The 24,989-nt window shown below is 64.6% G+C and carries 28 protein-coding genes, 1 tRNA gene and 2 pseudogenes; 16 read left to right on the top strand and 15 right to left on the bottom strand.

What is annotated here, in order from left to right; all coding sequences use genetic code 11:
• Positions 1-93: 93 nt before the first annotated feature.
• Together QM797_RS00775 and QM797_RS00770 are read left to right on the top strand one after the other, a co-directional pair.
• The gene (locus QM797_RS00775; protein WP_283273227.1) at positions 94-975 is read left to right on the top strand and encodes a dioxygenase family protein; all 882 of its coding nucleotides are present in this window, start codon (positions 94-96) and stop codon (positions 973-975) included.
• A gap of 23 nt (positions 976-998) precedes the next feature.
• Positions 999-2,108 carry a CaiB/BaiF CoA transferase family protein gene (locus tag QM797_RS00770; RefSeq protein WP_283273226.1) on the top strand — a complete coding sequence of 370 codons (1,110 nt, stop codon included), beginning with the start codon at positions 999-1,001 and terminating at the stop codon, positions 2,106-2,108.
• Here QM797_RS00770 and QM797_RS00765 read toward each other — a convergent pair.
• Positions 2,105-2,836 (bottom strand): SIMPL domain-containing protein, encoded by a 732-nt coding sequence (locus tag QM797_RS00765; protein ID WP_283273224.1) that lies wholly within the window; start codon positions 2,834-2,836, stop codon positions 2,105-2,107. The two genes, QM797_RS00770 and QM797_RS00765, sit on opposite strands and share 4 nt — an antisense overlap.
• A gap of 38 nt (positions 2,837-2,874) precedes the next feature.
• A complete protein-coding gene (locus QM797_RS00760; RefSeq protein WP_283273222.1) occupies positions 2,875-3,426 on the bottom strand; it encodes a YceI family protein in 552 nt (183 codons plus the stop codon).
• Between the two features lie 65 nt (positions 3,427-3,491).
• Here QM797_RS00760 and dhaL point away from each other — a divergent pair, with 65 nt between their 5' ends.
• Positions 3,492-5,144, top strand: a complete 1,653-nt coding sequence (gene dhaL, locus QM797_RS00755) for a dihydroxyacetone kinase subunit DhaL (protein WP_283273221.1) — start codon at positions 3,492-3,494, stop codon at positions 5,142-5,144.
• On the opposite strand, the gene msrC is transcribed toward dhaL, so the two are convergent.
• The 5 genes from msrC to QM797_RS00730 form a co-directional block, all read right to left on the bottom strand.
• Positions 5,128-5,613, bottom strand: a complete 486-nt coding sequence (gene msrC, locus QM797_RS00750) for a free L-methionine (R)-S-oxide reductase MsrC (protein ID WP_283273220.1) — start codon at positions 5,611-5,613, stop codon at positions 5,128-5,130. The two genes, dhaL and msrC, sit on opposite strands and share 17 nt — an antisense overlap.
• Positions 5,589-6,278, bottom strand: coding sequence for a DUF998 domain-containing protein (locus QM797_RS00745; protein WP_283273219.1), 690 nt, complete (start codon positions 6,276-6,278; stop codon positions 5,589-5,591). The genes msrC and QM797_RS00745 overlap by 25 nt, the downstream gene beginning before the upstream one ends.
• Before the next feature lie 9 nt (positions 6,279-6,287).
• Complete coding sequence (locus tag QM797_RS00740) at positions 6,288-7,349, bottom strand: hypothetical protein (RefSeq protein WP_283273218.1); 1,062 nt, start codon at positions 7,347-7,349, stop codon at positions 6,288-6,290.
• Positions 7,350-7,412: 63 nt separating this feature from the next.
• Positions 7,413-7,829, bottom strand: coding sequence for a very short patch repair endonuclease (locus tag QM797_RS00735; RefSeq protein WP_283273216.1), 417 nt, complete (start codon positions 7,827-7,829; stop codon positions 7,413-7,415).
• The gene (locus tag QM797_RS00730; RefSeq protein WP_283275229.1) at positions 7,826-8,974 is read right to left on the bottom strand and encodes a DNA cytosine methyltransferase; all 1,149 of its coding nucleotides are present in this window, start codon (positions 8,972-8,974) and stop codon (positions 7,826-7,828) included. Before QM797_RS00730 ends, QM797_RS00735 begins: the two co-directional genes overlap by 4 nt.
• 178 nt (positions 8,975-9,152) lie before the next feature.
• Here QM797_RS00730 and QM797_RS00725 point away from each other — a divergent pair, with 178 nt between their 5' ends.
• Genes QM797_RS00725 through QM797_RS00715 form a run of 3 tightly spaced genes read left to right on the top strand, consistent with a single transcriptional unit; the run spans position 9,153 to position 13,183 of the window.
• The gene (locus tag QM797_RS00725; RefSeq protein ID WP_283273214.1) at positions 9,153-10,946 is read left to right on the top strand and encodes an ABC transporter ATP-binding protein; all 1,794 of its coding nucleotides are present in this window, start codon (positions 9,153-9,155) and stop codon (positions 10,944-10,946) included.
• Positions 10,939-12,762, top strand: a complete 1,824-nt coding sequence (locus QM797_RS00720; protein ID WP_283273213.1) for an ABC transporter ATP-binding protein — start codon at positions 10,939-10,941, stop codon at positions 12,760-12,762. Before QM797_RS00725 ends, QM797_RS00720 begins: the two co-directional genes overlap by 8 nt.
• A gap of 40 nt (positions 12,763-12,802) precedes the next feature.
• The gene (locus QM797_RS00715) at positions 12,803-13,183 is read left to right on the top strand and encodes a hypothetical protein (protein ID WP_283273212.1); all 381 of its coding nucleotides are present in this window, start codon (positions 12,803-12,805) and stop codon (positions 13,181-13,183) included.
• A gap of 22 nt (positions 13,184-13,205) precedes the next feature.
• On the opposite strand, the gene QM797_RS00710 is transcribed toward QM797_RS00715, so the two are convergent.
• A complete protein-coding gene (locus QM797_RS00710; protein WP_283273211.1) occupies positions 13,206-13,547 on the bottom strand; it encodes a hypothetical protein in 342 nt (113 codons plus the stop codon).
• 222 nt (positions 13,548-13,769) lie between these two features.
• Here QM797_RS00710 and QM797_RS00705 point away from each other — a divergent pair, with 222 nt between their 5' ends.
• A complete protein-coding gene (locus QM797_RS00705; protein WP_283275228.1) occupies positions 13,770-14,285 on the top strand; it encodes a putative glycolipid-binding domain-containing protein in 516 nt (171 codons plus the stop codon).
• On the opposite strand, the gene QM797_RS00700 is transcribed toward QM797_RS00705, so the two are convergent.
• On the bottom strand, positions 14,258-15,229 hold the full coding sequence (locus QM797_RS00700) for a prephenate dehydrogenase (protein ID WP_502942284.1): 972 nt from the start codon (positions 15,227-15,229) through the stop codon (positions 14,258-14,260). The two genes, QM797_RS00705 and QM797_RS00700, sit on opposite strands and share 28 nt — an antisense overlap.
• Before the next feature lie 63 nt (positions 15,230-15,292).
• Between QM797_RS00700 and QM797_RS00695 the strand changes: the two genes are divergently transcribed.
• The 4 genes from QM797_RS00695 to QM797_RS00680 all read left to right on the top strand — a co-directional run bounded on the left by QM797_RS00695 (position 15,293) and on the right by QM797_RS00680 (position 16,730).
• On the top strand, positions 15,293-15,832 hold the full coding sequence (locus QM797_RS00695) for a tRNA adenosine deaminase-associated protein (RefSeq protein ID WP_008712456.1): 540 nt from the start codon (positions 15,293-15,295) through the stop codon (positions 15,830-15,832).
• Positions 15,833-15,835: 3 nt separating this feature from the next.
• Positions 15,836-16,291, top strand: a complete 456-nt coding sequence (locus QM797_RS00690; protein ID WP_283273209.1) for a nucleoside deaminase — start codon at positions 15,836-15,838, stop codon at positions 16,289-16,291.
• 93 nt (positions 16,292-16,384) lie between these two features.
• A complete protein-coding gene (locus tag QM797_RS00685) occupies positions 16,385-16,582 on the top strand; it encodes a CsbD family protein (protein WP_283275227.1) in 198 nt (65 codons plus the stop codon).
• A gap of 58 nt (positions 16,583-16,640) precedes the next feature.
• Positions 16,641-16,730, top strand: a tRNA-Ser gene (locus QM797_RS00680).
• A gap of 169 nt (positions 16,731-16,899) precedes the next feature.
• On the opposite strand, the gene QM797_RS00675 is transcribed toward QM797_RS00680, so the two are convergent.
• Positions 16,900-17,583: a TetR/AcrR family transcriptional regulator gene (locus QM797_RS00675; RefSeq protein ID WP_283273208.1), complete on the bottom strand. Its 684-nt coding sequence runs from the start codon at positions 17,581-17,583 to the stop codon at positions 16,900-16,902.
• 107 nt (positions 17,584-17,690) lie between these two features.
• Between QM797_RS00675 and QM797_RS00670 the strand changes: the two genes are divergently transcribed.
• The 3 genes and pseudogenes from QM797_RS00670 to QM797_RS00660 form a co-directional block, all read left to right on the top strand.
• On the top strand, positions 17,691-18,422 hold the full coding sequence (locus QM797_RS00670; protein WP_283273207.1) for a DUF4386 family protein: 732 nt from the start codon (positions 17,691-17,693) through the stop codon (positions 18,420-18,422).
• On the top strand, positions 18,419-19,339 hold the full coding sequence (locus QM797_RS00665; protein ID WP_283273206.1) for an NAD-dependent epimerase/dehydratase family protein: 921 nt from the start codon (positions 18,419-18,421) through the stop codon (positions 19,337-19,339). Before QM797_RS00670 ends, QM797_RS00665 begins: the two co-directional genes overlap by 4 nt.
• Positions 19,336-19,569, top strand: a pseudogene (locus QM797_RS00660) (cupin domain-containing protein); the annotation flags it as partial. The gene QM797_RS00665 and the pseudogene QM797_RS00660, both read left to right, overlap by 4 nt.
• Before the next feature lie 240 nt (positions 19,570-19,809).
• Here the strand turns inward: QM797_RS00660 and QM797_RS00655 are convergent.
• The 4 genes and pseudogenes from QM797_RS00655 to QM797_RS00640 all read right to left on the bottom strand — a co-directional run.
• Positions 19,810-19,943: pseudogene (locus QM797_RS00655) on the bottom strand (short-chain dehydrogenase); the annotation flags it as partial.
• 200 nt (positions 19,944-20,143) lie between these two features.
• On the bottom strand, positions 20,144-20,596 hold the full coding sequence (locus tag QM797_RS00650; protein WP_283273205.1) for a hypothetical protein: 453 nt from the start codon (positions 20,594-20,596) through the stop codon (positions 20,144-20,146).
• Between the two features lie 23 nt (positions 20,597-20,619).
• A complete protein-coding gene (locus tag QM797_RS00645; RefSeq protein ID WP_283273203.1) occupies positions 20,620-21,534 on the bottom strand; it encodes an alpha/beta hydrolase family protein in 915 nt (304 codons plus the stop codon).
• Positions 21,531-22,541, bottom strand: coding sequence for a PHP domain-containing protein (locus QM797_RS00640; protein WP_283273202.1), 1,011 nt, complete (start codon positions 22,539-22,541; stop codon positions 21,531-21,533). The genes QM797_RS00645 and QM797_RS00640 overlap by 4 nt, the downstream gene beginning before the upstream one ends.
• Before the next feature lie 120 nt (positions 22,542-22,661).
• On the opposite strand from QM797_RS00640, the gene QM797_RS00635 reads away from it, so the two are divergent.
• Positions 22,662-23,351, top strand: a complete 690-nt coding sequence (locus QM797_RS00635; RefSeq protein ID WP_283273201.1) for a YceI family protein — start codon at positions 22,662-22,664, stop codon at positions 23,349-23,351.
• On the opposite strand, the gene QM797_RS00630 is transcribed toward QM797_RS00635, so the two are convergent.
• On the bottom strand, positions 23,332-24,237 hold the full coding sequence (locus QM797_RS00630; RefSeq protein ID WP_283273200.1) for a sterol desaturase family protein: 906 nt from the start codon (positions 24,235-24,237) through the stop codon (positions 23,332-23,334). The genes QM797_RS00635 and QM797_RS00630 overlap by 20 nt on opposite strands.
• Positions 24,238-24,351: 114 nt before the next feature.
• Here QM797_RS00630 and QM797_RS00625 point away from each other — a divergent pair, with 114 nt between their 5' ends.
• Positions 24,352-24,987, top strand: coding sequence for an SOUL family heme-binding protein (locus QM797_RS00625; RefSeq protein WP_283273199.1), 636 nt, complete (start codon positions 24,352-24,354; stop codon positions 24,985-24,987).
• The last annotated feature ends 2 nt before the right edge of the window (positions 24,988-24,989 follow it).

Genomic DNA, 24,989 nt, shown 5'->3' with positions numbered 1-24,989 from the left:
CACTGTAGGTGGTGAGGGGCGTGTGAGGTGCCTTGTGCAAAATGGAATCCAGTGCTAGGTTGAAGGTTCAACTAAGCACTCGAAGGACCCCTCATGACATCTGTCGTAAACCCGCCGATCGCGGGAGCAGCGTTCGATGCGTTTCTCGCCGATACCGCACCCGCGAGCCGGTCACAGCAGATGTGGACCCCGAACGACGGGCCGATGCCCGCCCTGTACATCAGCCATGGCGCGCCCCCGGTGTTCGACGACGCACTCTGGATGGACCAGCTGTTCACCTGGTCGCAGTCGATGCCCAAGCCGAAGGCGATCCTCATCGTCAGCGCGCACTGGGAAGAGGCCCCGCTGAGTCTGTCTGCGTCGGCGGCCGCGACCCCGCTGGTCTACGACTTCGGCGGTTTCGCTCAGCGTTACTTCTCGATGGAATACCGGACGCCCGACGCCGAGGTGTTGGCCGCGCGCGTCGCCGCGGCGATCCCCGCGTCGGAGAACCTGCACCGGCACACTTCTCGCGGCCTCGATCACGGTGCCTGGGTTCCGCTGAAGGTCATGTACCCCTACGCCGATGTTCCCGTTCTGCAATTGAGCCTGCCGACCCATGCACCCGATCGGCTGATGGGCATCGGCGGAGCGCTCAAAGAGCTGCGGGCCGAGGGTGTTCTGGTCATCGGATCCGGATTCATGACGCACGGGTTGCCGTTCCTCTCGCGGGAGAACTTCAGCACCAACACTGTCCCGACGTGGTCCGAGGACTTCGATCTCTGGGCGGCCGACGCGTTGGCGCGCGGTGACGTCGGAACACTGGCGGACTTCCGCAACGCCGCACCGGGAATGCCGTACGCACATCCCACCGTCGAACATTTCACCCCGCTGTTCGTCACTCTCGGTGCTGCCGAGAACCCGGAAGCTCCGGTGACCACGGCGATCACCGGCTTCCAGTTCGGGTTGGCGAAGCGGTCCTTCGCGGTCGCCTAGGCGCTGGGTCATACAGTGGACCGATGACACCTGCCACCGGTCCACTCGCGGGGCTCGTCGTCGCGGACTTCTCCCGAGTGCTCGCCGGACCGTACGCGACAATGATGCTCGGCGACATGGGCGCAGACGTGATCAAGATCGAGCGACCCGGAACCGGCGACGACACCCGATCCTGGGGTCCCCCGTACGACTCCGCCGGTACGGCAACCTATTTCAACTCGGTGAATCGCAACAAGACGTCGAGGTTCATCGACCTGCAGTCCGAGAGCGGCGTAGCCGAGGCGCGCGAGATCGTCTCGGGCGCGGATATCGTGATCGAGAACTTCCGCGCCGGAACGATGGATCGCCTCGGGCTGGGTTATTCAGCTGTGTCGCAATCGAACCCGGGCCTGATCTACTGCTCGATCTCTGGCTTCGGCACCGGCGGAGGAGCTGCGCTCCCTGGGTACGATCTGGTGGTCCAAGCCGTCGGCGGGCTCATGAGCGTCACCGGCCCCGATGCGTCGACGCCCACGAAAGTGGGAGTGGCGATGGTCGATATCGTCACCGGCCTGCATGCACTCAGCGGAATCCTTGCGGCACTGCATCATCGATCGCAGACCGGTGAGGGTCAGCAGGTGCACACCTCGCTGATGGCGTCGGTACTGTCCGCACTGAGCAATCAGTCGGCGGCCTACCTCGGGGCAGGGGTCGTGCCCGTCCCGATGGGCAACAAGCATCCCTCGTTGGTGCCGTACGAGGTGTTCGAGACCGCCGACCGTCCGCTCGCGTTGGCAGTGGGCAACGACCGGCAGTTCTCGGAGCTGACGGACGTGCTGGGAATCCCGGAATTAGCTGCGGACGAACGCTTCTCGTCCAACTCGGCGCGCGTCGAACATCGAGATCAGTTGGTGGACATCGTGAACTCGGCATTGCAGACGCGGACCGCGGACGAATGGTATCGAGAACTGATGGCCCGCAACGTTCCCGCTGGGCCGGTCAATTCCATCGACGAGGCCTTTGCGTTCGCGGAATCACTCGGGCTCGAGCCGCGGGTCCAGGTGCCGGGTTCAGTGGCCGACGGCGTCCGTAATCCTCTGGACTTCTCGGCCACCCCGGTGAACTATCGCCTGCCACCGCCCGCCGGGTCTTAGTTCAACGCCCACTTCACCGAAACGGACACGCTGACGGTCTGCTGTCCCGGTTCGATGGGCACCGCCATGTCTGCCGAACTCGCGGAATCGCCGAAGGTTCTCGCCTGCTCCTGGCCGGTGATCGACTCGGTGATCGACAGAACGTCACCGAGTTCGCCGCCTGCGAGCGTCGCGTACTGCTCGGCGCGATCGCGTGCGTCGGCGAATGCCCTGGACCGAGCATCGGCGATCAGCTCGGAATCGTCGTCGATCCTGAAGGAGACCCCGGAGATTCGGGTCGCGTTTCCGCCGGCCGATGTGGCTTCGCCCAGGACTGCCGACGCCTTCGACAGGTCGCGAACCGTGACCTGCAAGGTGTTGGTGGCCTGATATCCGGAGATGTTCGAGGTGCCGCCCGGCAATGCGCCCGAGTACTGCGGATCGATCGACACCTGTTGAGTCTGGATGTCCTCGCGGGTGACGCCGGCCGCAATCACTGCGTCCGTGACGTCACCGACGGCAGAATTGGCCTGTTCGATGGCTGCGGTGACGTCCTCGGCTGTGGCCTGAACGCCGATCTGGGTCGTCAACGTGTCCGGTGCACCTTGGACTTCTCCCACGCCATTGACGTTCACTCCGGGAGGTCCATCAGGGGACGAAGTCGCTGGGCTGCTGCAGCCCGCGGTCAGGGCAACGGTCAGCAACAGGGCCGATACGCACGATCCGATCATCCATCGATTTCGACTCATCGCCGTAGTGTCCACTATGACAGGCGAATGGGAAAGGCTCAGGGCTTGCGATACTCGGCGTCGAACGTCACGGTCACCTCGTCCACCACCTTCATGGCTCCGAACATCTGCGAATACGGAGTGATCTTGTAATCCGATTGACGCACAATACTTTCGGACACGATGTGCCATCGATCGCCGAGGTCGGTGACGTTCACGTCCACGGTGATCTTCCTGGACACACCGTGAATCTCCAACGTGCCTGCCAGCCTGAATCCGGAGTCGCCGGCGGTGATCTCCTCTGAACGAAATCGAATCGATGGATATCGGTCGGCGTCGAAGCTCTTGAGCGCGTTGGCTTTCGCCACGATCTTCTCGGGCCCGAGCCACGGTGTCAGTCCGCCCTCGGCATGGACCACATCGAGTGAACTCACCTCGGCGACGAGGGTGATCGCGGTGGGTGCGTCCCCCGACCACTCGACTGTCGCGGTCCAGGAGGTCACCGCAATCGTGAGGCGATGGCCCATCTTGGCTGCCCGTCCGGTGACATCCGTCCGAACGGCCAACTGCCCACCGTCCGATGAGTCGAGCGTCCAGGTCACGGTAGTCATGCCCCGACTGTATCGGTCCCGCAGAACCGAGGAAGGGACGCGGCGCAGGTGGTTAGGGTGGAGTCATGTTCTCCAACTCCCCTCGAACATTCGTTGCCGACGCCCTCCGCGGCTTCGTCGCCGCCACCGACGACGTCACCTGGCACTCCGATCCCGGATTTCTCACCCGTCGTTATCGCATCTCCGACGGTCAGGTTGCCCTCCTGTCCGGTGGGGGATCGGGCCACGAGCCGATGCATGCCGGATTCATCGGTCGCGGCATGCTCACCGGTGCGTGCCCCGGTTTGGTCTTCACCTCACCGAATGCCCTTCAGGTGCACGAGGCGTCCAAGGCCGTGGACTCCGGCGGTGGCGTGGTGCACATCGTGAAGAACTACACCGGCGACGTGATGAACTTCAAGATCGCCAGAGAATTGTTGCAGGAGGACGGCATCGTCGCCGACGTGATTCTCGTCGACGACGACGTCGCCAGTGAGAGCGAGGACGGCCCGGGTCGCCGCGGAACAGCTGCGACCATCGCCGTCGAAAAGGTATGCGGTGCAGCGGCGGAACGCGGCGACAGCCTGCAGGCGGTCGTTGCACTGGGGCGTCGAACAGCGGAGAACGCGCGCAGTATGGCGGTCGCGCTGAACCCGCCCACATTGCCTGGAGCGGACGAACCGTCGTTCGAATTGCCCAAGGAGGAAATCGAACTCGGCATCGGTATCCACGGAGAGCGCGGCACCGACCGCGTGCCCCGGCTGCCTGCTCAGGAGATCGTGGAGAAGCTGACCGAGCCCATCGTGGGCTCGCTCGGTTTGAGCTCGGGTGAGTCGGTGATCGCGATCGTCAACGGGCTCGGGGCAACGCACCCGCTGGAGCTGCATCTGCTGTTCGGTGAACTCTCGGAGTACCTGCACGGCAAAGGGATCGAGATCTCCCGCTCGCTCGTCGGCAGCTTCGTCACTGCGTTGAACATGGGCGGAGCCTCGATCACCCTCGTTCGTGCGGACGACGAGATGCTCGAGTTGTGGGACGCCCCCACGGACGCGCCCGGTTGGCCCAACGCTCAGAGTCGAGGCGCTAAGCCGGTGGCCGAACGCGGCGCATTCGGGCCGACGTTCTCACCGTCCGACACCGGTGAGAAGTCGGCATTCGTTTCGAAGTGGATCGGGTCGTGGGCGCAGCGTGTGCTCGACGAGGAGCCGGCCTTGACCGAGCTGGACCGCAAGGCAGGCGACGGCGACTTCGGAACCAACATGGTGGCCGCACTCGAACAACTCGATTTGGACGCGGTTAAGGAATCCTACTCGGCGGCAACGGTATTCGAGGCCGTGAGCGAGGCCTACCTGGGCCACTCCGGCGGTACGTCCGGCGCGCTGTTCGGTATCTGGTTTCGGCAGTTCTACCGGACGATGCTGGAATCGGAGCCGGATCTCGCGGCAATCGGGCAGGCCGCCCGGGCAGGACTGGACAGCATCACCGAGCTCGGTGGCGCACGGGTGGGCGACAAGACGATGGTCGACGCCATCGCCCCCGCCGTCGAGGCGCTCGAAAAGGACGGCGGCACCCTGCAGAATGCAGCCGACGCCGCGAAGACCGGAGCCGAATCGACCAAGGACATCACCGCCAACCGCGGCCGCGCCAGCTATGTCGGTGAGGCCGCGCGAGGCGTCGTAGATCCCGGTGCGCTCGTCATCGCCTGGTTCTTCGAGGCAGCAGCTAGCTCAGCGAACTGAGAAAGACCTCCGCGATCGCTTCGAGGCCGGCCTGATCGTCGGCGTCGAAGCGGTTCGGGACGGGGCTGTCCAAGTCGAACACACCGATCAGTGTCTCGCCCTGGTACAGCGGTACGACGACCTCGGAGCGAGTGTTCGCATCACACGCGATGTGGCCGGGGAAGGCATGAACGTCGGCTACTCGCTGCGTCTCGCGGGTGGTCGCGGCAGCGCCGCAGACGCCTTTGCTCAGAGCGATGCGGACACAAGCGGGCTGACCTTGAAAGGGACCGACGACGAGTTCGGTGCCGTCGAACAGGTAGAAGCCGACCCAATTGACCTCCGGCAGAGCGTGATAGACCAATGCGGAGAGATTGGCGGCGTTGGCGATCAGGTTCGACTCTTCGTATACGAGGCCCTTGGCCTGCTCGGCGAGCTGCTGGTACTGCTCTACCTTGGACCCGTTCAGTTCGGTCGCGGTGAAAGACATGCGCCGAGTTTAAGCGCACACCCCAGCACCACCAGATACGCCGACATGCCGCCCACCTGAACCCGCTGGGCAACACCGAGGCCGTGGTCGCCGGAAAGATTGTCGGCGATCAACAGCCACGCCGTTGCCAGGGTCGTGACCGTCAGCACCGCGACACCAAGCGTCCGAAGCAGGGGATAGGCCGCATAACGGAATGCAGCGAGCGTGAACGCGATCATGACCGTGAAGATCGCGAACACCGCGATGGTGCTGGTGAGTGCGTGCAGGTGATGGAGTTGCGGGAACAATCCGCTGGGCTCGATCGGACAGCTCGGATCGTCGGCGGCCACACACTCGAGCGGAAGTTTCGCGTCGGCGATGGTTGCGATACCGAAAATGCCCGACGCCACCCAGCCGGTGACGACGAGCCGTCGACGCGCAGTGGAGAGGAAGCCGAGGACCGCAGCGAAGATCATCAGTGACCCCGTGACGACGTCTGCGGTGGAGAAGAATTCGCGGTACGGCTGATCGCGGGCATCGAGTTCGCTGAGGAACGATGTGGTTGGGTCGAGACCGGTGTCCAGGAAGAATTCGGCCACCCACGCGGAGTACAGCAGTCCGGCGAGGATCAAGCAGACCGCCACTACGACGCGGCGAATATCCACGCCTTCAGTTCTCGAACGCACGAACCAAGGCTAGCCAGTCAGTACATCGGCAGCTGCCACGGCCAGTGCGACCGCGGACTCGCAGCTATCGGTCAAGACGGACAGTGTGGGAACCGTACGGGCATAGCGCGCGGCAGTGTCCTCGTTTTCGGGCATGCCGAGCACGGGGTTGCCCAACACGATGTCCGCGAAGCATGCCGAATCGGAACCTCGTGTTTCGACGGTGTAGCCGCCCTGCTCGACGGTCGTGCGGTCCGTCGAACGCAGATCGGTATCGACGTAGGCGAGCGTGACGTCGAGCATCATGAGGTTGTCCTCGAATGTTGCCGAGGACGCCATGAAGTGGCAACGGTACGGGTCGGAGGGAGGGTTCCAGCGATCCACCGTCCAGGTTTCGGGCAAGTGTTCCAAGACGGCGCATAAATCTTTCGAGGCAAGCGGGAGGTTGTACTTGGAATCGGCGCGCAGCGGTGGATCGTCCAACAGACCGAGTGCGGTCTCGGTAATAGATTTTGCTGCAGAGCACGCGTCCGCGTCGGCGCGATAGACGTCGATCGTGGCGAAGCCGCGCCCGGATTCGGTGAGGAAACCGTCCATGGCCCCCGGGGTGGTGCCGTCGAACTCGTCGCGAAGCGGAAAGCCGATGCGGCACGACCCTTGCGACGAGTTGTCGAGATACACCTGTTCGTCACCGATGGTGATCTGCTCGTAGTCCGGGTCGTCGGACGTCGGTTGATATCCGTTCAGATCGATCGAGACGGAGTCGGTGGCGCTCGATCCCCCAGGGTTCAGGCCGGCCGAGCACGTGCTCAACTCGCCATCGGGGCGAAGCTGCACCACGGTGCCGAGGGCAGCGAGATCGTCCTCGGTGAGAAAGCCACACGGATCGAGACTGCGTACGAATTCTGCCGTGTCGGCCAGATACCGGTCGGCCTCCGACATCTCGAATCCGTACGTGTCCTGTGGCGAAAAACTGCCGGTGGGCGACGAACTGCCTGCGGGGAACGCGCTGCCGAGCAACACCACCGCGCATCCGCTCGTCGAGACCGACATCGTCAGCGCCACCGCCGCGAGCAACCAATTTCTGCGCACTGTTTTCCCCCGAACTCGAACCGACCGATCATGGGGTTGGACGCGCGGGGGCTCGAAAGGGTTTCAGTCTCCTAGTAGTTCGTCTTCGACTCGGTCGGCGGCGATGGCGGGGTCCTCGTGTTCCCAGATTCGTACGACGCGCCAGCCCTCGTCGATCAATCGCCTGTCGGTGTCGCGATCGCGGGCGACGTTGGCTGCCAATTTGTCGGCCCACCACTGCGCGTTGTTGCGGGGCTTGGTGGCGTGAACCGGGCAGCTGTGCCAGAAGCAGCCGTCGACGTAAACCGCGACCTTGCGCCTGGGAAACACCAGATCTGCTCGACGCCGCATGCCCTTCAGCGGAGCACGATCGACGAAATACCGCAGACCTCGGCGGTGCAGTGCTTGCCGTAGGGCTACCTCGGGTTTGGTGTCGCGGCGCCGTTGCTTGCTCAGCCGAGCACTGGTCTTGGCGTCGGTGACGGGGCGTTCGGCTTTCACACCGAAACCCGCTCGGCGTATCCGCCCATGCGCTCGAGGTGGGCGTCGAGATCGTCGAGGAATCCCGGAGCGAAACGGAGGCTGCCGGCCCGGGCCCGCTTAAGAAATCCGGCGGTCGCGCGTGCAGAGAGCAGCTTCGAGTCGTCCAGAAAGCCGGCCAGGTCCTCGTACGGCTCGTGTACCGGCATGGTCGAGATCGTCACCTTGAACGTCGTCCGGTCGCGTCCCCATGCTGCCGTCGGCCAGGCCTGGCCCGGCAGAACAGCTACATCATGCGAGGCGTCGTACGGCTTCGGGTCGTCCAGGGCTTGCGCGGCCCATGACGCCATCCGCACACTGACGGCATTGCCGACGAGCTTCCAGCGATGCCCACTCCGGACGCCGGGATGCTGGACGGCAGGCAGCGTCCAGTCCGGATCGAAGCCCTGCAGACGTTCGGCCCCGATGATGCCGGGCGTGACGATTTCCCCGGACCGCAACCGCACAGCCGGGGGACTGGCGATGCCGAGCGAGGACCCGCCCTTGAGTGTCGGGACCGCGTTGACGGCCCAGCCCAGTCCGCGGATTCCCTCGGTCCAGTAGAACCCGCACGGCTGGGTGCTCGGATCGCCGTCGGGCAACGGGCCGGCATCCTGGGAGAACAGGACCTCGCGCGGATCGTCGGTGCGCGAGGCCAGCATCACCACTCGCTGCCGACGCTGCGGCAATCCGAACGCTCGGGCGTCGACGACGCGGTAGGCCCACATGTAACCGAGGTCCTCGAGTGCGTCGGTGATGTGCCGCATGGCGGCCCCGCGGCCGAGTTGCAGCATGAACGGCACGTTCTCGATCAGCAGCCAGCGCGGGCCGCGCCGCCGCGTGACCAGCCGGAACACTTCGTCGACCAGGCCGGATCGGGCACCGGTGATGCCCGCGGTGCGTCCTGCCTGGGAGAGGTCCTGGCACGGAAAGCCCGCTGCTACCAGTTCGGTGTCGGCGGGCAGGCTGCGCAGTGTGGTGATATCGCTGTGCAGGGGGACATCGGGCATGCGGGCGGTGAGTACGGCTTGGGCTCCGGGATCGACCTCGCACAGCAACTGCGTCGACCAGCCCGCCTCGGCCAGCCCCAGCTCGAGCCCGCCGATTCCCGCGAACAACCCGACCATCGACCGTGCGCTCACGTATGCCCTTCTCTCGCCCGACGGTCCTACGGTACTCGAGCGCGGTTGCACTTGACCTCGACCTTGCTCGAGGTTTCACACTGGAATGCGAGGGCCGAAAAATCGGTTGGAAACTGAGCCTGTGCAATGAAATCATTCGAGCACGGCAATAAGGAGAAGAACTGTGTCTACGGGTGTGCTCGATCCCGAAACCCGAACCCTGGATCAGCCATACCCGGACACGGCGAAGGCACCCAGCTCGCTGCAGCGTTTCGCGCCGTTTCTGGCCCCGTACAAGTGGTTCTACATCGGCTCGATCGTGGTCTCGCTCATCGCGACTCTGACCGGTCTGGTCATTCCTCTGGTGATACAGCGTGTCATCGACGGCCCGATCACCGACCGGAATTTCTCGGCGGTGTGGTGGCCCGCAGCGCTGATCCTGCTGTTGGGCACCATTGACGCGGCCGGAATCTGGGTGCGGCGCTACCTGGTGTCCAGGCCGTCGAGTCAATTCGAGATCACGGCTCGTGCAACAGTATTCGACAAATTGCAGCGGCTCTCGGTCGCGGCGCACGAAAGTTGGGAATCGGGTCAGCTGCTCTCGCGCGCCATCGCCGATCTCGGTTCACTGCGCCGGTTCATGGCGTTCATCGGCCCGTTCATCATCATCAACGCCGTCACGCTCGTTGTGGGTATCGGCGTATTGCTGGTCCAGTCCTGGCAATTGGGGCTGATCATGTTGGTGACGTCGGTGCCGCTGGTGATCGCCTGCACCAAGTTCGAGACGCTGTACCGCGTCGTAGCGCGTGATGCTCAGGATCAGGCGGGCGATGTCACGACGACGGTCGAGGAGTCCATTCAAGGCATTCGCGTCCTGAAGGCCTTCGGTCGAAGTGCGCACCTGGGCAAGCAGTTTCTTCGGCAGGCTCGCACTCTGCGCGGGACCGAGCTGAAGAAGGTGCGCTACCTCGCGATCATCTGGGCCGTCATCGTCGGGCTGCAACCGATCACCATCGGCGCGATTCTGGCCGTGGGAACGTACTCGATCGTGCAGGGCACGATGACGGTCGGCACGCTCGTCGCTGCCATCGCCATCGTCACCTTCCTGTTGTGGCCGATCGAGTCGTTCGGCTACCTGTTGGCCGAGCTGAACAATGCACGTACGGCAGCGGATCGGTACTGGGAAATCATGGACACTCCCGAAACCGTCACCGATCCGGACAATCCCGTCGAACTGCCCGAAAGAATCCGTGGCCGAGTGCAATTCGACCGCGTGGGATTCACCTTTCCCGACGCGTCCTCGCCGCTGCTCGAGGATGTCAGTTTCGTCATCGAGCCGGGGGAGACCGTCGCGCTCGTCGGTAACACCGGCAGCGGAAAGACTGCACTGACCAACCTGGTTCCTCGGCTGTTCGACGTCACCGAGGGGTCCATCACGATCGACGGTATCGACGTGGCCTCGATGCGGTTGTCGGACCTGCGTTCCATCGTGTCGGTGGCCTTCGAGGATCCGGTGCTGTTCTCGGCCAGTGCGCGCGAGAACATCGCACTCGGTTCTCCCGGGGCGTCCGATGCCGAGATTGCCGAAGCGTTGGAGATCGCGCACGCAACGGATTTCGTCGAGCAGCTGCCGTGGGGTTTGGCCACTCGCATCGGCGAGCAGGGCATGAGCCTGTCCGGCGGACAGCGGCAGCGGCTCGCGCTGGCGCGTGCGGTGCTGGGCAAGCCACGGGTGCTGGTGCTCGACGACCCCCTGTCTGCGCTCGACGTGGACACCGAAGCGAAAGTACAGAAGGAGCTGCGGCGCGTGTTGGCGCATTCGACGACAGTGCTGGTGGCACACCGGCCGTCGACCGCTGCGTTGGCCGACCGCGTGCTCTATCTCGAGAACGGAAGAATTGTGGAGCAGGGAACGCACGAGGGACTGTTGGCGTCGTCGCCGCGGTACCGCGAGGTGATGGGGTCGGTCCATGAGTGATCAGAGCAGCACCGAGGACTGGCGGGGCGTCGGCGGGGAGGAATCCGAGGTCGACGCCACCGGAAATCTGGTGCTGGCCGGTCGTTCTCGTCGCCTACTCGCATCGCTGGTGCGCCCGTACAAGAAGCAGGCCCTGCTGTCGTTCCTGATCATCCTGGTCGACAACATCACCTACGTGGCGGGCCCACTGTTCATCGCCTATGCATTGGACAACGGCGTCGGCGCTGCGGGGCAGGGTAATTGGGGTCCATTGCTGTGGGCGGTCGGCGGCTACACCGGCTTCGGTCTGCTCGGAATGTTCACCACCTATGCGTTTCTCACCGTCTCGGGACGGCTCAGTCAGAACATCCTGTACGACCTCCGCGGCCGGGTGTTCGATCATGCACAGAAGCTGAGCCTGTCGTTCCACGAGAAATACACCTCGGGACGGTTGATCTCGCGACTGACCAGCGATGTCGAGTCTCTGCAGACGCTGCTCGAAAGTGCGCTCAACGATGCACTGACGGCCATCCTGTCGATGGTGTCGATCGCGATCATCCTGGTGTATCTCGACGTGCCGATGGCGATGATCGTGTTGGCCGGCTTCGTTCCGCTTGTTCTCGTCACTCGGTGGTCGCAGCGGCGTCAACGTCAGGGATACCGTCGAACACGGGTGGCGATCGCGCGCGTCGTGGTCCACTTCGTGGAGTCGATGGGCGGTATCCGCGCGGTACAGGTGTTCCGGCGTGAGGGTCGCAACGACGCCATTCTGAGCACCGAGGATTCGGAGTATCGGGACGCCACTACCGCGGCGTTGCGCGGCATGGCGAGCTACACCGGCATCGTGCGCTGGATCGGCAACGTCACGCTCGCGATCATCCTGGTGTTCGGCAGCTGGCGAGTGATCAACGGCCACATGGACATCGGCGTGCTTGCCGCCTACGTGCTGTACCTACGACGGTTCTACGGGCCGCTCGACGAGCTGGCAATGGTGTTCAACGCCTACCAGTCCGCTGCTGCTGCGCTGGAGAAGATCTCCGGTGTGCTCGAGGAGGAACCGTCGGTGATCGCACCGAAGAATCCGGTGAAGATCGGAACGGTGAAGGGCGACATCACGTTCGACGACGTGCACTTCTCCTACGGATCCGAGCGCGTCGTGCTGCCCGAGTTCTCGCTGCACGTGCCTGCAGGGCAGGTGGTCGCGATGGTCGGGGCCACCGGAGCCGGAAAGTCGACACTGGCCAAGCTGTTGGCGCGCTTCTACGATCCGACGGCCGGAGCCGTGCGACTCGACGGCATCGACATGCGTGAGATCAGCGACGAGGACCTACGCCGCAACGTCGTCATGGTGACGCAGGAGTCGTTCCTGTTCTCCGGTTCGGTGGCGGACAACATCCGTCTCGGACGCCCGACGGCGACCGATGCCGAGGTCCGGGCTGCGGCGGACGCCGTCGGATTGACGGAGTTCATCGCGTCGCTGCCCGACGGCATCGATACCGACGTACGCAAGCGCGGTGGCCGATTGTCCTCGGGTCAACGGCAATTGGTGGCCTTCGCGCGGGTGTTCCTCGCCGCGCCGTCGGTGATCGTGCTCGACGAGGCGACATCGAGTCTGGATATCCCGAGCGAGCGGCTGGTGCAGCGTGCTCTCGAGACCATCCTGCAGGGACGGACGGCGTTGATCATCGCGCACCGCCTGTCGACGGTGGCCATCGCCGATCGCGTCCTCGTCATGGCCGACGGTCACATCGTCGAGGACGGCACCCCCGAGGACCTCATCGCGGGGCAGGGACGCTTTGCGCACCTGCACGAGGCATGGGAAGACTCACTGGTCTGATTTCCGTAACGCCGCGCGGCTCTCCGGCGAAATGACCTGTATGAGAAGAACATTTGTCGCGGCAACACGAGTTGCCACCGTCGTCGTCTCAGGTCTGGCCTTTACAGCAATCATCGGCGCAGGCGTTTCCCATGCTGACACTCAGGATTGCACTATCGCCCACGATGCCTTCGGCGCGTCGGCGTCCTGTCATGACACCGGTGCTCCTCCGGGTAGAGAGTATGTACTCATCACCGAGTGCTGGGGTTTTCACTTCGTCCCCAATCGCTTTCCGATCCCGGCGGTCGGTCCCTACACCTCGTCGAGCCGATACTTCGTGCCGACAGGTCAGGCGTCGGGCAATTGCGGTTCGAGCTGGGGTCAGCCGACGTCGACCCTCGGTGTGGTTACCGGTGCGCACGTCGAGATCTATCGCCAGTGAGATCGGCCTGGTGACCGGCTGATCAGGTCCAAGGCGTGATGGGCGGCTTGACCCACATGATCTTTTCGTCGGTGTGCCGGGGCGTTGCCCCGTCGTGACCGGGGTGTTCGGCTGCCCATTCGGATTTGCGGTCGAGCAGCTCGGCAACGATGGTCCACGTTTCCATCGTGCTCGGTGGGTGTAGGTCGGCGGCGCGGGCAAGTTTTCGGCGGACGGCGTCGGTGAGGTCGAGGAGTTCGGAACCAGTGATACCGCGATCCCAGACGTAGCGCGCCAGTGCCGTCGCCTTGTCCTGTCGACTCTTCGCGGCCTGTTCGGAATGTGCGAAATCGAACTGCCCGCCGCCTGCGTTCTCTGTCGTCACGGGGATCACCTTAGTAATCTGCGGGAGTGGAGCCTGCGGAATGACCTGGAGTGAAAAGTAAAAGTTGCGTCCGCTTGTTCTTTGGCCGGCTTCGTCGCCTACCGTAGATGGGTGATCACTCAAGCATCGGGTGCCGAGCATGCCTCCGTCCCCGCGTCCGACTCCACCGACGCGAAAGCCTGGCCCTCGATCCTGACGTGGCGAGCGCATGATGTTCCCCGCATGGAGTCCGTGCGCGTTCAGCTCTCCGGCAACCGAATCAAGGCTGCTGGACGCATCATCGGTGCCGCGTGCGCCGATCATCCCGCCTTCAGCGCCTCCTACGACCTGGTGACCGACGAATACGGCGTCACCAAGCGGCTCTCGGTGCGCACCTCGCTGGCCTCCGGTGATCGGCAGGCGTCCGTGAGCCGAGACGACGAGGGCTACTGGATGGTGGAGAACAGCGCCAGTCATCAGCGCTCGACCTACGGTGGCGCGCTCGACGTCGATATGGTCCTCAGCCCGTTCTTCAACACCTTGCCGATCCGTCGATTCGGTCTGCACACCCAGGTCCAGGACCTCGAAGTGCCGACGGTGTACGTCAATCTCCTCGACCTCAGCATTCAAGAGGCAACGCTGACCTACAGCAGTGGTTCCGAGGGCATCCACGTCATCTCTCCGGTGTCGACGTCGTCCGTCACGGTCGATGCCGAAGGATTCGTTCTCGATTACCCGGGACTGGCCGAACGGATCTGACGCACGACGCCGCCGCGTCGACCCGCGTCCTGCAGTCTTTCGCGCCACCCCGGCTCGCCCGGAGTGATGTCGGTGATCTCGAAGCGCTGATGCTGCTCGTACTGTAGCCGTGCTGCGTTTCCGGCGTCGACCAGTGTTTTCGTCGAGTTCTTGTCCAGTTCTTCGTGCGCTGCGGTGAGCGCATGCAGCGCCTCGTCGAGCGCGGTTCGCAGAGCGGCAGCGTTGCCCTCGGTCATCGCCCGGACGAGAGTCGGCGACGACGACGCCACCCGCGTCCCGTCGCGGAACGAGCCCGCAGCCAGGCCCAATGCCAACGGCCCGCCGGCCGCTCCCACTATCGCCAGCGCCTCGGCCAGCAGATGCGGCAGGTGAGAGATTCGGGCAACGGCGCGATCGTGCTCGACGCTCTCCGCCGGAACCACCACCGAACCGCAGTCCAGGGCGAGCCGGGCCACGCGGACCCACACGTCGGCGTCGACCCCGGGGTCCGTGGACACCACCCACACCGCGTCGGCGAACAGAGTCGGGTCGGTGGCAGACCAGCCCGAATGATTGGTGCCCGCCATCGGATGCCCGCCGACATAGCGCGCCTGCAGTCCGCGGGCAATCACAGCGGCAGCGACCTCGGCCTTGACGCTGACCACATCGGTGAGCGGAGCTGAAGGTGCGTGCTCGGCAACGGCGGCCAGAATGGAATCGACAGCGGGCATCGGAACGGCGATGACGATCAGCGCATCTTCTCTGGATGCCCTGGTCAAAGCAGCTATCAGGTCGGTACCGACGTCGTATCCGTCGGCTGTAGCACCGGCGATCGCGTCTGCCGATCGGTTCCACCCCCACGCCTGACGGCCGGCACCCTGTGCGGCGCGCAGAATCGACCCGCCGATCAGTCCGAGGCCGAGAACGCACACCGAGGAAGAAGTCACCCGATCAGATTGGCACAGGTGGGTGCCGTAGGCGGGAGGTGGACTTCGAATACCGACCCCTACCGGACTACCGTTGCGCGCATGGCCGCACAGCGCGCGAAAGACAATCGTGCATCCGCATCGGAGTACGACGACCTCGAGGGATTCGGCGTTGCAGTTGTCCGAGAGGACGGCAAGTGGACTGTGACACCGCTGTCCGACGATGCACTGACCAGCCTGTCGGCGGCAGAGACCGAACTGCGTGAACTTCGCAGCTCGGGTGCAGTGTTCGGGCTGCTCGACGTGGACGAGGAATTCTTCGTGATCCTGCGTCCGGCACCGAACGGCACGCGCCTGCTGCTGTCCGACGCGGTCGCCGCAGTGGACTACGAAATCGCCGCGGACGTTCTCGATGCGTTGAATATCGAGATCCCCGACGTGGACCCCGACGAACTCGATGACATCGAACCCTACGAAGAAGGCGACCTCGCCCTGCTCGCCGACCTTGGACTACCCGAGGCCGTGCTGGGCATCATCGTCGCCGAGACCGACGACTACCCCGACGAGCAACTGCAATCCATCGCCGAACGCCTGGGCTTCGAGGACGAGTTCGCCGCAGCGGTGAACAAGCTGCGGCGCTGACCGATGGTGGTGTCCGACGCGGACATGATCCGCGCAGCGCTCTCGGCCGCGGCCGAGGCGTCGGACGCCGATGTACCCGTCGGAGCAGTTGTGTTCGACGCGTCGGGACGTGAGATCGCCCGGGCCTGCAACGCGCGGGAGGCGTCGGGCGACCCGACCGGACACGCGGAAGTGATCGCATTGCGTCGAGCAGCGGCGGTGCACGGTGACGGTTGGCGACTCGAAGGCTGCACCCTGGCCGTCACGTTGGAACCCTGCACGATGTGCGCGGGGGCACTGGTGCTGGCCCGGGTCGGAGCTGTGGTGTTCGGCGCGTGGGAACCCAAAACCGGAGCCGTCGGCTCGCTGTGGGACGTCGTGCGGGATCGTCGACTCACTCATAGGCCACAGGTTCGCGGCGGGGTGTTGGAAGCCGAATGCGCCGAAGTGCTGACTCGTTTCTTCGCCCACCAGAGATAACGATCTCGTCACATGGTGGCCCCGATGTCCAAGATTGTGGAGGGTGGAGGACAGAGCGCAACGCTGCGCTCCGAACTTGTGAAGGAGACACTCATGGGACTCGGCGACAAGATCTCGAACAAGACCGAAGACCTCGGCGGCAAGGCGAAAGAAGCCGCAGGTTCGGCCACCGGAGACAAGGACCTCGAAGCAGAGGGCAAGGGCGATCAGACTTCGGCAGCAGTCAAGGACGGCGTCGAAAAGGTCAAGGACGCGGCATCGAACATCAAGGACAAGCTCACCGGACACTAGATTTATCCGCTGAGCAGGCGATTTAGCCTCAGGGCCGCATTCCGGTACAGTCTTCTGCGGTGGCGTGTCCGAGCGGCCTAAGGAGCACGCCTCGAAAGCGTGTGAGGGTTCACCCCCTCCGAGGGTTCAAATCCCTCCGCCACCGCCAAGAACTCCCCACCCGATCCGTCGGGTGGGGAGTTTTTTGTGCGCGAGATCTTCCGCCCGCTTCCGCCCCTGACCCCTGCCTCGTCACTGATTGCCAAGTACGGTCGGTCAAACGATCGACCGGGAGTCCGCGTACCAGAAGATGACTGCGCCGATGGCGCCTGCGCCGGTTACTCCGCGCTCAGCAAACCAAGCTCTCGTATCTGCTTCTCGACGCAGTGACCGAAGAGATGGCCCCCATCATCGGGCAGTACGAACGCGATCTGGCCGTGAATTTCCATGGCGACCAACCCGTGCAGTTGCGTCCACGCTGCGAGACCCGCCGCGATGGCCCCGATCGAGCTGCTCGGGCTTCGTCTCTCGCGTAGGACGTCGAGTTGGGCGCAGAGCGTCGGATCGATCGGGTCGGGCGCGTCGGATGCAGCCCGCGCGAGCACGTCGATCATGATCTCCAGCCATCGCTGGGCCGGGGCGTAGGTCTGCGGCGGGGCCAAGTATCCGGTCAGCGGTGGGCCGTAGACCAGCCCGTAGTCGGCAGGATGCGCTCGCGCCCAGTCCCGTAACGACCCGGCCAACGCACGCCATCGGCCGCTCAGGTCGTCGCGGGGCAGCTCGGCATCCGCCGCCTCGGCCGCCGAGCCCAGCCGGTTGTAGGCGTCGGAGATGAGGTCGGTGAGCAGAGCGTCCCGCGAAGGGACGTACCGGTAGATCGCACTGCTGACCAGCCCCATCTCCTTGGCAATCTCCCGTAGCGACAGCGCGCCCGCGCCGCCCTCGAGGATCTGTCGGCTGGCGATCTGTTTGATGTCCTCGACGGCAATCTGGCGTGCCCGCTGGCGCGGCTTGAGCGGCATTGGAACATCATGTCATATTCGAGAGCGGTTGCTCTTGTCTCGACCCGCTGAGTCCTCTACGATTCTATCGAGAGAGCAGATGCTCTCACTACAGAGAGGAAGCTCCAATGACTGATCGACGCTCCACCGCCGCCCTACTGATTGCGTTCACCGCCCTGAATTTCGTCGCGGTGATGGTTCTGGGCGCAGCCTTCGGCTGGCCCGCCGTGCTCGATGAGCCGGCCGCTGTCGTGCTCCCGGCGTTCGCTGCCGCGAAGGGCCCGGTGGTTGCCGGGTTCCTGCTGCAAACGATTCTGTCCGTGGCGTTGGTTCCGATCGCGATCGGACTTCACCAACACTTTGTGAGCCGGGCATCGGGTGAGGGGCCGCGGCTGTGGCCGCTAACCGTTGCCGTGTTCGGCATCTTGGCCGGACTCACCCAGACGCTGGGCTGGATTCGCTGGCCTCTGACGGTTCCCGGCCTCGCCGCCACTTGGCTCGACCCGGCCACGTCGCCCGAGGTTCGCACGGCGACCGAGGTGTCCTACGACCTGCTCAATAGCTACGCCGGCGGCGCGCTCGGCGAGTACCTCGGCTGGTCGTTTCAGGCGCTGTGGGCGGTCGGCATCGCTGTGCTACTCGTCCGGGCGCGGGTCGTCAGCGCGGTGACGGCGGTGGCAGGTCTGGTGTTGACCGCCGCGTGGGTCCTGTCATTCCTCGTCGGGCCGTTCTACCCGGCCTTGGCCGACGGCGTTGCCGGCACGGTGGGATTCACCGCGTACGCGGCGTGGTTCTGCTGGCTCGGTGTCGTCGGAGTGGCACTGCTCCGCCAGGCACCCGCCCTAGTCGATGCGCGATGACCGTCGTCGTGTTGGGGGCGGCCGGGGGAATCGGGTCGCATGTGGTCGACGCCTTGCTGGCGCAAGGCCGATCGGTCCGCGCCGTCACTCGGATTGCGGTAGAGCTACCGGACGGTGTCGAGCCCTTCATCGCGGATCTGCGCGACCCGGCCAGGCTTCGTGCTGCAGTCGACGGGGCCGACGTCGTGGTGCACGCCGCCGCACCCAGTTACCACCGCTGGGTGCAGGAGTTCCCGTCACTGACCTCTGCGGTGGCCGACGCTTCGGAGGGGAAACGGTTGGTGTTCGTCGACAACCTGTACGGCTACGGGCCGGTGTCGAAGCCACTGACCGAGGACCTGCCGGCTGCCGCGACCGACGCGAAGGGTCGTGTCCGGACGGCGATGGCGAACGATCTGGAAGACAGGCATGCCGATGGACGCCTCGACGTCGTGATCGGTAGAGCCAGTGACTACTTCGGTCCGCGCGGCACAACCAGTGCGGCCGGCGAGCAGATGGTGCCGGCCGCGATCGCCGGAGCGGTCGTCCGCGTGGTCGGGGCGACGGATATACCCCACAGTTGGAGCTACTTGCCGGACGTCGGCCGCGCACTGGCGATGCTCGCAGACGGTCCGGTGGGCCGCGCTTACCATCTTCCGGTCGGCCCGCCCCACACTCAACGGGAGTTGGCCGACGCGTTCGCTCGGGCAGCTGGGAACGACCGCGCGAGGATGTCCGCCCTACCGCCGTGGTTGCATCGGTTGCTCGCCTTGGGTCATCCAATACTGCGCGAATTACGCAGCACGCGTTATCAATTCGACGCCCCGTTCGTCGTCGACGACGGTCGCTTCCGCCGTGAGGTCGGATCGTTCACGTCGACCCCCTTGCCCGAGGCTGCGGCCGCGACGGTCGAGTGGTTTCTAGGGCAGGCGTCATGAGGGTGCACCGCAATGTGGCGGCGGGGGAAACCCTGACGGTGTTCGACGCCGCGCCGTTGCTGCGAGCCGAACTGGCGATCGAGCCGGTTCACCACGCCCCGCCCGCGCACGTGCACCCGCACTCCGCCGAGCGGTTCACCGTCATCGACGGCGTCATTCGGATTCGCGTTGGCACGCGCAGACGCATACTCACGGCCGGTGAGTCGGCACGGGTACCGGCGGGCGTCGTCCACGGGTACGAGGGCGTGCCCGGCCGATCCGCGCGTGTGAACGTCGAACTGGATCCTTCGGGGCGCATGGCGGAGTTTCTTCGCCGAGATCTACGGCATCGACTCGACAAGCCGCAATGTCACCACCGGTGCCCCACGGCTGAGGTCCGCAGCAGCGGTGCTGCGGCGGTACCCCGACGACATCACCGCCGCGGGAGTACCTGGATTCCTGCTGCGACTTCTCGCGACGCGACGCCAGACCTACGATCCGCCCAGCTTCTTGTAGAAACTCCCACGATAGGAGCGGTCCCGAACCGCGGGCTGTACTGACCGGCCACCGACATCCCCTTCGACAGCAGGCCCGGCACGACGCGCATCTTGTCCTTGCCCAACGCGGTTCAAATCCCTGCGCCACCGCCAAAACTCCCCACCCGATCCGTCGGGTGGGGAGTTTTTTGTGCTGGGTGGGGCTGCGCTGGTCGGGGTGCACTCAGTGTCCACATTTTGCCTCGCGAGGCGGAATCCCGTCATAGGCGGAAGTTAGTGGACAGTGAGCGCACTTGGCTCCGGCGAATCGACGCAGCGACTCAGACGCTCAGCATTGCCCCGTACCGGCGGCGTCGAGTCCACGCAGAATTTGTTCCTGATCGCTCGGCGGCACGGTGTTCCAACTCGGCGCGGTGGTCATTTCGGTGCGCAGACCCTCGACCGACTTGGCGCGATCGGAGATTCCGGTTTGTTCGAGTGCGTCGATGGACGGCAGAAATTGGGTGCAGGTCTGCTGGTACAGCGCTTCGCCGGTGACGCCCGAGGTAGGGGCTTCGGGTTCAGCGGCAGGCGGAGCTTCGGGAACCGGAGTGTCGGCAGGGGCGGGCGCTGGTGCCTCGACCGTGGTGGTGGCAGGCACCGTGGTCGAGGTGACAGACGTCGTCGTGCTGGCAGCGGCCGGAGTGCTCGACGCGGCCTCGCTCGACGTGTCGTTGCTACATCCGGCCACCGAGACGGCCACGATCAGCCCGAGCAATCCGGTCGCGATTTTTCCGTTCATCGCAACTGTGTACCACCTACGGCTCAGAGCAGGGTCTGCGCACGTCCGGTGATGGTGCTCAATGCCGTCGACCAGGCGCGGTTCTTCGGGTCGAGAAACGCGCCGTGTCCGGCTCCGGGCAGTACGACGAGTTCGGTGTCGGTGCTGCCCGCCTTGGTCGCTGCATCGACGTACACGCGGCTCTGATTGACCGACACCGTCTGATCGGCATCACCGTGCAGCGCAGTCAGCGGGACATCGAGGGGGAGATATTCGATGGGCGATGCGATCTTGTAGCGGCCGGGTACCTCGTTCGGCATGCCGCCGAGGAAGACCGGCACGAACTTGTCGTTTCCGAGTGTGGCCGCCCGCTTCATGTCGAACACGCCGGCCATGATGGTGGCGCTACGCGGCTTGATTCTCGGTTCTGCTCCCGGCGCATCGACCGGCATCAGGTGTCGAGCGGCCACCCAGGCGGCCAGCTGCCCGCCGGCCGAGTGTCCGGCGATGTGGACGCGATCGAGATCGAGCCTCCCGCCGGCCGCGTCCTGTACGACGGTTGCAAGTGCCTCGGTGGCGTCGTCGACATCGGAGAGAGTGTTGGCCCAGTTGTTGGGCCCACGCCGATATTCGACGTTCCAGACGGCGATGCCCTCATCGGCGATGGCCGTCGACATCTGCTGGAAGTACGACAGGTCGAGGTCTTCCTGCCACCCGCCGCCGTGAATCATCACCACCACCGGGAGTGAGCCGGCGTCGTTGTCGGGGAGGTAGAGATCGCCGATGTTGTCCGGCTCGTATCCGTACTTCAATCGGACAGGGTTGCCGGTAGGGCCTGAGACCGGTTGCAGCGCAGCCGAATACGTCTCGGCCGTACTCGGTGAGGAGTCGGTGTCGGTGGAGCTGCAGCCGACCAGCGTCACAGCGAGCAGGCCGGAGAGGAAGTGACGACGGTTCACGCGCGCCGAGCCGTCCAATCGAGCAGTCCGTCCAGCGGCCAGGTGTTGATCACTCGCTCCGCGGGCACACCGCGGGCCTCGGCGCGGATACAGCCGTACCCCTGCCAGTCGAGCTGGCCGGGTGCGTGCGCATCGGTGTCGATGGAGAAGAGGCACTCGCGTTCGAGGGCGATGTCTATGAGGCGCTCGGGTGGATCCTGTCGTTCGGGTCGGGCGTTGATCTCCACTGCTGTGCCGAATTGGCGGCAGCCCTCGAAGACCACGGGTGCGTCGAACGTCGATTCGGGCCTGGTGCCGCGACCGCCCTCGACGAGCCGTCCGGTGCAGTGGCCCAAGACATCGACGTGTGGGTTCGCGATGGCGGTGACCATGCGCTTTGTCATCGCCACAGAATCGGCGCGCAGATTGGAATGCACGCTCGCGACCACCACGTCCAGTTCGGCGAGCAGGCCTTCGTCCTGGTCGAGTGACCCGTCGTCGAGGATGTCGACCTCTATTCCGGTGAGGATGCGGAACGGTGCGAGCCGTTCGTTGAGTTCGGCGATGATGTCGAGTTGGGCGCGCAGACGCTCGGCGGTGAGGCCGTTCGCTACCTTCAGGCGCGGGGAGTGATCGGTCAGCGCGCAGTACTCGTGGCCGAGCCGTGCAGCGGTGCGCATCATCTCCTCGATGGGGCTACCGCCGTCGGACCAGTTGGAATGGGTGTGCAGATCACCCTTGAGCGCGGCGCGGAGGTCGTTGTTTCCGATGGGTTCGGCAGCGTTTCGTTGCTCGGCCAGATAGTCCGGAACGTCCTGCGTCAGAGCCTGACGAATGATCAGCGAGGTCTTGGCTCCGATACCGGCCAGTGAGGACCAGCTGTCGGCCTTCTCGTGCTCGGATCGTTCTGCAGCACCGAGTGATTCGACGACATCGGCGGCTCGACGGTACGCCTTGACGCGGTGGGTGTCCGAGCGTGAGCGCTCGAGCCAGTACCCGATCTCTCGAAGTGCGTCCACCGGATCCATGGGTTCCATTGTGCCTGTCGGTACCGACACGTGCGCACGGGGTAAACGGACAAAACTCTCAGGTACTTGCCAGCTCTCTCACCTCCCATCGGCTTGAAGCTGCAACTATCATCGGCTGTCATGACCAAGAAATGGTGGATCGTAGGCGTGGTTGTCGTTGTACTCGTGGCGCTCGGACTGTATTTCGGGCCCAAGATCTACGCGTCGTTCCAAGAAGACGCCGCCCCGGCGGCGTCCGTCGACACCTCGGGCGCGCAGGCCGCGACGACCGAGGATCTGAACGGAACATGGACGGTCACCCCAGGTGACGCGTCGAACACCACCGCGGCGGGCTACACCGTCGACGAGGTACTCAACGGCTCCGACGTGACCGTTGTCGGGTCGACGTCCGAGGTCAGCGGCTCGGTCACCATCGCCGACAACTCCTTGACCACCGGTGAGGTTGTGGTGCAGACGAATTCGATCACCACCGACAGTGATCGCCGAGACAACCAGTTCCGCGGCAACATCTTCGACACCGCGACGTACCCGACGGCGACGTTCACGATCGACTCGCCGATCGATCTGGCCGGCCTCCCCAAGGACGGAACCACTGAAACCGTCACGGCCGAAGGCACATTGACGCTCAAGGACCAGACGCGTCCCATCTCGGTGGAGATGCAGGTATTGCAATCCGGTGACACGCTCATCGCATCGGGTGCCATTCCGACCACATGGGCCGATTACGGAATCGAACCGCCGTCGCTCGGTTTCGTCACCGTCGAGGATTCGGGCACCGTCGACTTCCTGATCAATCTGAGCCGGCAGTAGCTCGTTCTCGTGGGGCCTGCGGCGTCCATCCCGGCGGTCCCACGAGGTATCCGACGCGTTCCTTCCACGACCGCGATGCCGCAACATCCCGTGCGATGTTGCGGTATTCGTGTGTCTGGAGGGTCCAGATGTTGAACGTCTCGACAGGCTTGGTCAATCCGTAGTTCGGCCGCTCGACCTCCTCGGCGTAACTTCCGAACAGTCGATCCCAGATGATCAAGATCCCGCCGTAGTTCTTGTCGAGGTACTGCGGATCGCGGCCGTGATGGACGCGGTGATGCGAAGGCGTGTTGAAGACGAACTCGAACGGGCGCGGCAGCCGGTCGATGCGCTCGGTGTGCACCCAGAACTGATAGACGAGGTTGATCGAGAATCCGACGAACACCATCCACGGCGGCATGCCCAACAGGGGGAGCGGCAGCCACATCACGACCTCGCCGCTGTTGTTCCACTTCTGTCGTAGCGCCGCGGCGAAGTTGAAGTACTCGCTCGAATGGTGTGCCTGATGCGTCGCCCAGATGAGTCGAGTTCGATGCGCGATGCGGTGGTAGCCGTAGAACAGCAGGTCGACGCCCAGGATCAGAATCGCCCACGTGTACCAGGCGTCTGCGGGAAGGTGCCACGGCGCGACGTAGACGTAGATGGCCGTGTAGCCGACCAATGCCAGCGCCTTCCACGCCGTGGTGGTCGCGATGGACACCAAGCCCATGCTCAGGCTGGCCCGCGCGTCCTTGCCGGAGTAACCGCCGCGTTCACCGTCTTCGAGCTTCGCGGCCGCGATCCATTCGATCGTCAGTAGCAGCGCGAACGCGGGGATGGCCAGCGCGACGGGATCGCGCAGCGGTTCCGGCAGTGCATTCCACGCCGAACCGATCCACTCGCCCATCGAACCTCCATTGCGTGACAGTAACGGAGGAAGTGTAACGCTGCCGGTCCAGGTTTCCCACGGCTCGTACCGTGGGATGTGCGCACCTATCGGCCGAGAGAGCGGAGTGGGGCTTTGTTGAAGAAAATCACGTCCACGATCGGACAGGTGGGCGAGGCCGCGTTGGGTGTCGTCGGAATTCGGGTCGGCACCGAGGAGCCGCCGCACACGAGCCGACGACTGACCGATGCGGTGGAGATCCGTCGTTACGAACCACGCATCGCGGCGCAGACCACCGTCGACGCAGATGAAGAAGAGGCACGTCAGGAGGGTTTCCGTCGCCTGGCCCGGTACATTTTCGGTGGAAACCGGGGCAAGCAGAAGGTTGCGATGACCGCTCCCGTCAGTCAGTCGCCGAAAGGCTCGCAGAAGATCGCGATGACGGCCCCGGTGTCGAGCACGCCCGGCAGCGACGGCTGGGTCGTCCGGTTCTTCATGCCGTCGAAGTGGACGATGGACACGCTGCCGAAGCCCGACGACGATCGCGTGACGTTGACGTCGGTTCCGGCAGAGACGGTGGCTGTACTGCGTTTCAGCGGTGGGCGCGGCCGGGACGACGTCGAACCGCAACTGGCGGCGTTGACCGCAGCGCTGCGCGCACACGACATCGAGATGCTGGGTGAGCCGATGACCTGGTTCTACGATCCGCCCTGGACCTTGGCGCCACTGCGTCGCAACGAGGTGGTCGTGGTGGTACCGGAAGGTTCCTGACA

The organism is Rhodococcus sp. IEGM 1381 (assembly GCF_030056795.1).
Classification (GTDB): domain Bacteria; phylum Actinomycetota; class Actinomycetes; order Mycobacteriales; family Mycobacteriaceae; genus Rhodococcoides.
This window is presented reverse-complemented; position numbering and strand designations above follow the sequence as displayed.

Excerpts from the sequence above, each read along its gene's own strand:
- QM797_RS00650 (WP_283273205.1), bottom strand. The coding sequence starts at position 20,596 with ATGAACGGAAAAATCGCGACCGGATTGCTCGGGCTGATCGTGGCCGTC.
- QM797_RS00770 (WP_283273226.1), top strand. The coding sequence starts at position 999 with ATGACACCTGCCACCGGTCCACTCGCGGGGCTCGTCGTCGCGGACTTC.
- QM797_RS00760 (WP_283273222.1), bottom strand. The coding sequence starts at position 3,426 with ATGACTACCGTGACCTGGACGCTCGACTCATCGGACGGTGGGCAGTTG.
- QM797_RS00640 (WP_283273202.1), bottom strand. The coding sequence starts at position 22,541 with ATGGATCCGGTGGACGCACTTCGAGAGATCGGGTACTGGCTCGAGCGC.
- QM797_RS00630 (WP_283273200.1), bottom strand. The coding sequence starts at position 24,237 with ATGGGCGAGTGGATCGGTTCGGCGTGGAATGCACTGCCGGAACCGCTG.
- QM797_RS00670 (WP_283273207.1), top strand. The coding sequence starts at position 17,691 with ATGACTGATCGACGCTCCACCGCCGCCCTACTGATTGCGTTCACCGCC.
- QM797_RS00685 (WP_283275227.1), top strand. The coding sequence starts at position 16,385 with ATGGGACTCGGCGACAAGATCTCGAACAAGACCGAAGACCTCGGCGGC.
- dhaL (WP_283273221.1), top strand. The coding sequence starts at position 3,492 with ATGTTCTCCAACTCCCCTCGAACATTCGTTGCCGACGCCCTCCGCGGC.
- QM797_RS00690 (WP_283273209.1), top strand. The coding sequence starts at position 15,836 with ATGGTGGTGTCCGACGCGGACATGATCCGCGCAGCGCTCTCGGCCGCG.
- QM797_RS00675 (WP_283273208.1), bottom strand. The coding sequence starts at position 17,583 with ATGCCGCTCAAGCCGCGCCAGCGGGCACGCCAGATTGCCGTCGAGGAC.
- QM797_RS00665 (WP_283273206.1), top strand. The coding sequence starts at position 18,419 with ATGACCGTCGTCGTGTTGGGGGCGGCCGGGGGAATCGGGTCGCATGTG.
- QM797_RS00705 (WP_283275228.1), top strand. The coding sequence starts at position 13,770 with ATGGAGTCCGTGCGCGTTCAGCTCTCCGGCAACCGAATCAAGGCTGCT.
- QM797_RS00765 (WP_283273224.1), bottom strand. The coding sequence starts at position 2,836 with ATGAGTCGAAATCGATGGATGATCGGATCGTGCGTATCGGCCCTGTTG.
- QM797_RS00635 (WP_283273201.1), top strand. The coding sequence starts at position 22,662 with ATGACCAAGAAATGGTGGATCGTAGGCGTGGTTGTCGTTGTACTCGTG.
- QM797_RS00775 (WP_283273227.1), top strand. The coding sequence starts at position 94 with ATGACATCTGTCGTAAACCCGCCGATCGCGGGAGCAGCGTTCGATGCG.
- QM797_RS00715 (WP_283273212.1), top strand. The coding sequence starts at position 12,803 with ATGAGAAGAACATTTGTCGCGGCAACACGAGTTGCCACCGTCGTCGTC.
- QM797_RS00695 (WP_008712456.1), top strand. The coding sequence starts at position 15,293 with ATGGCCGCACAGCGCGCGAAAGACAATCGTGCATCCGCATCGGAGTAC.
- QM797_RS00720 (WP_283273213.1), top strand. The coding sequence starts at position 10,939 with ATGAGTGATCAGAGCAGCACCGAGGACTGGCGGGGCGTCGGCGGGGAG.
- msrC (WP_283273220.1), bottom strand. The coding sequence starts at position 5,613 with ATGTCTTTCACCGCGACCGAACTGAACGGGTCCAAGGTAGAGCAGTAC.
- QM797_RS00730 (WP_283275229.1), bottom strand. The coding sequence starts at position 8,974 with ATGGTCGGGTTGTTCGCGGGAATCGGCGGGCTCGAGCTGGGGCTGGCC.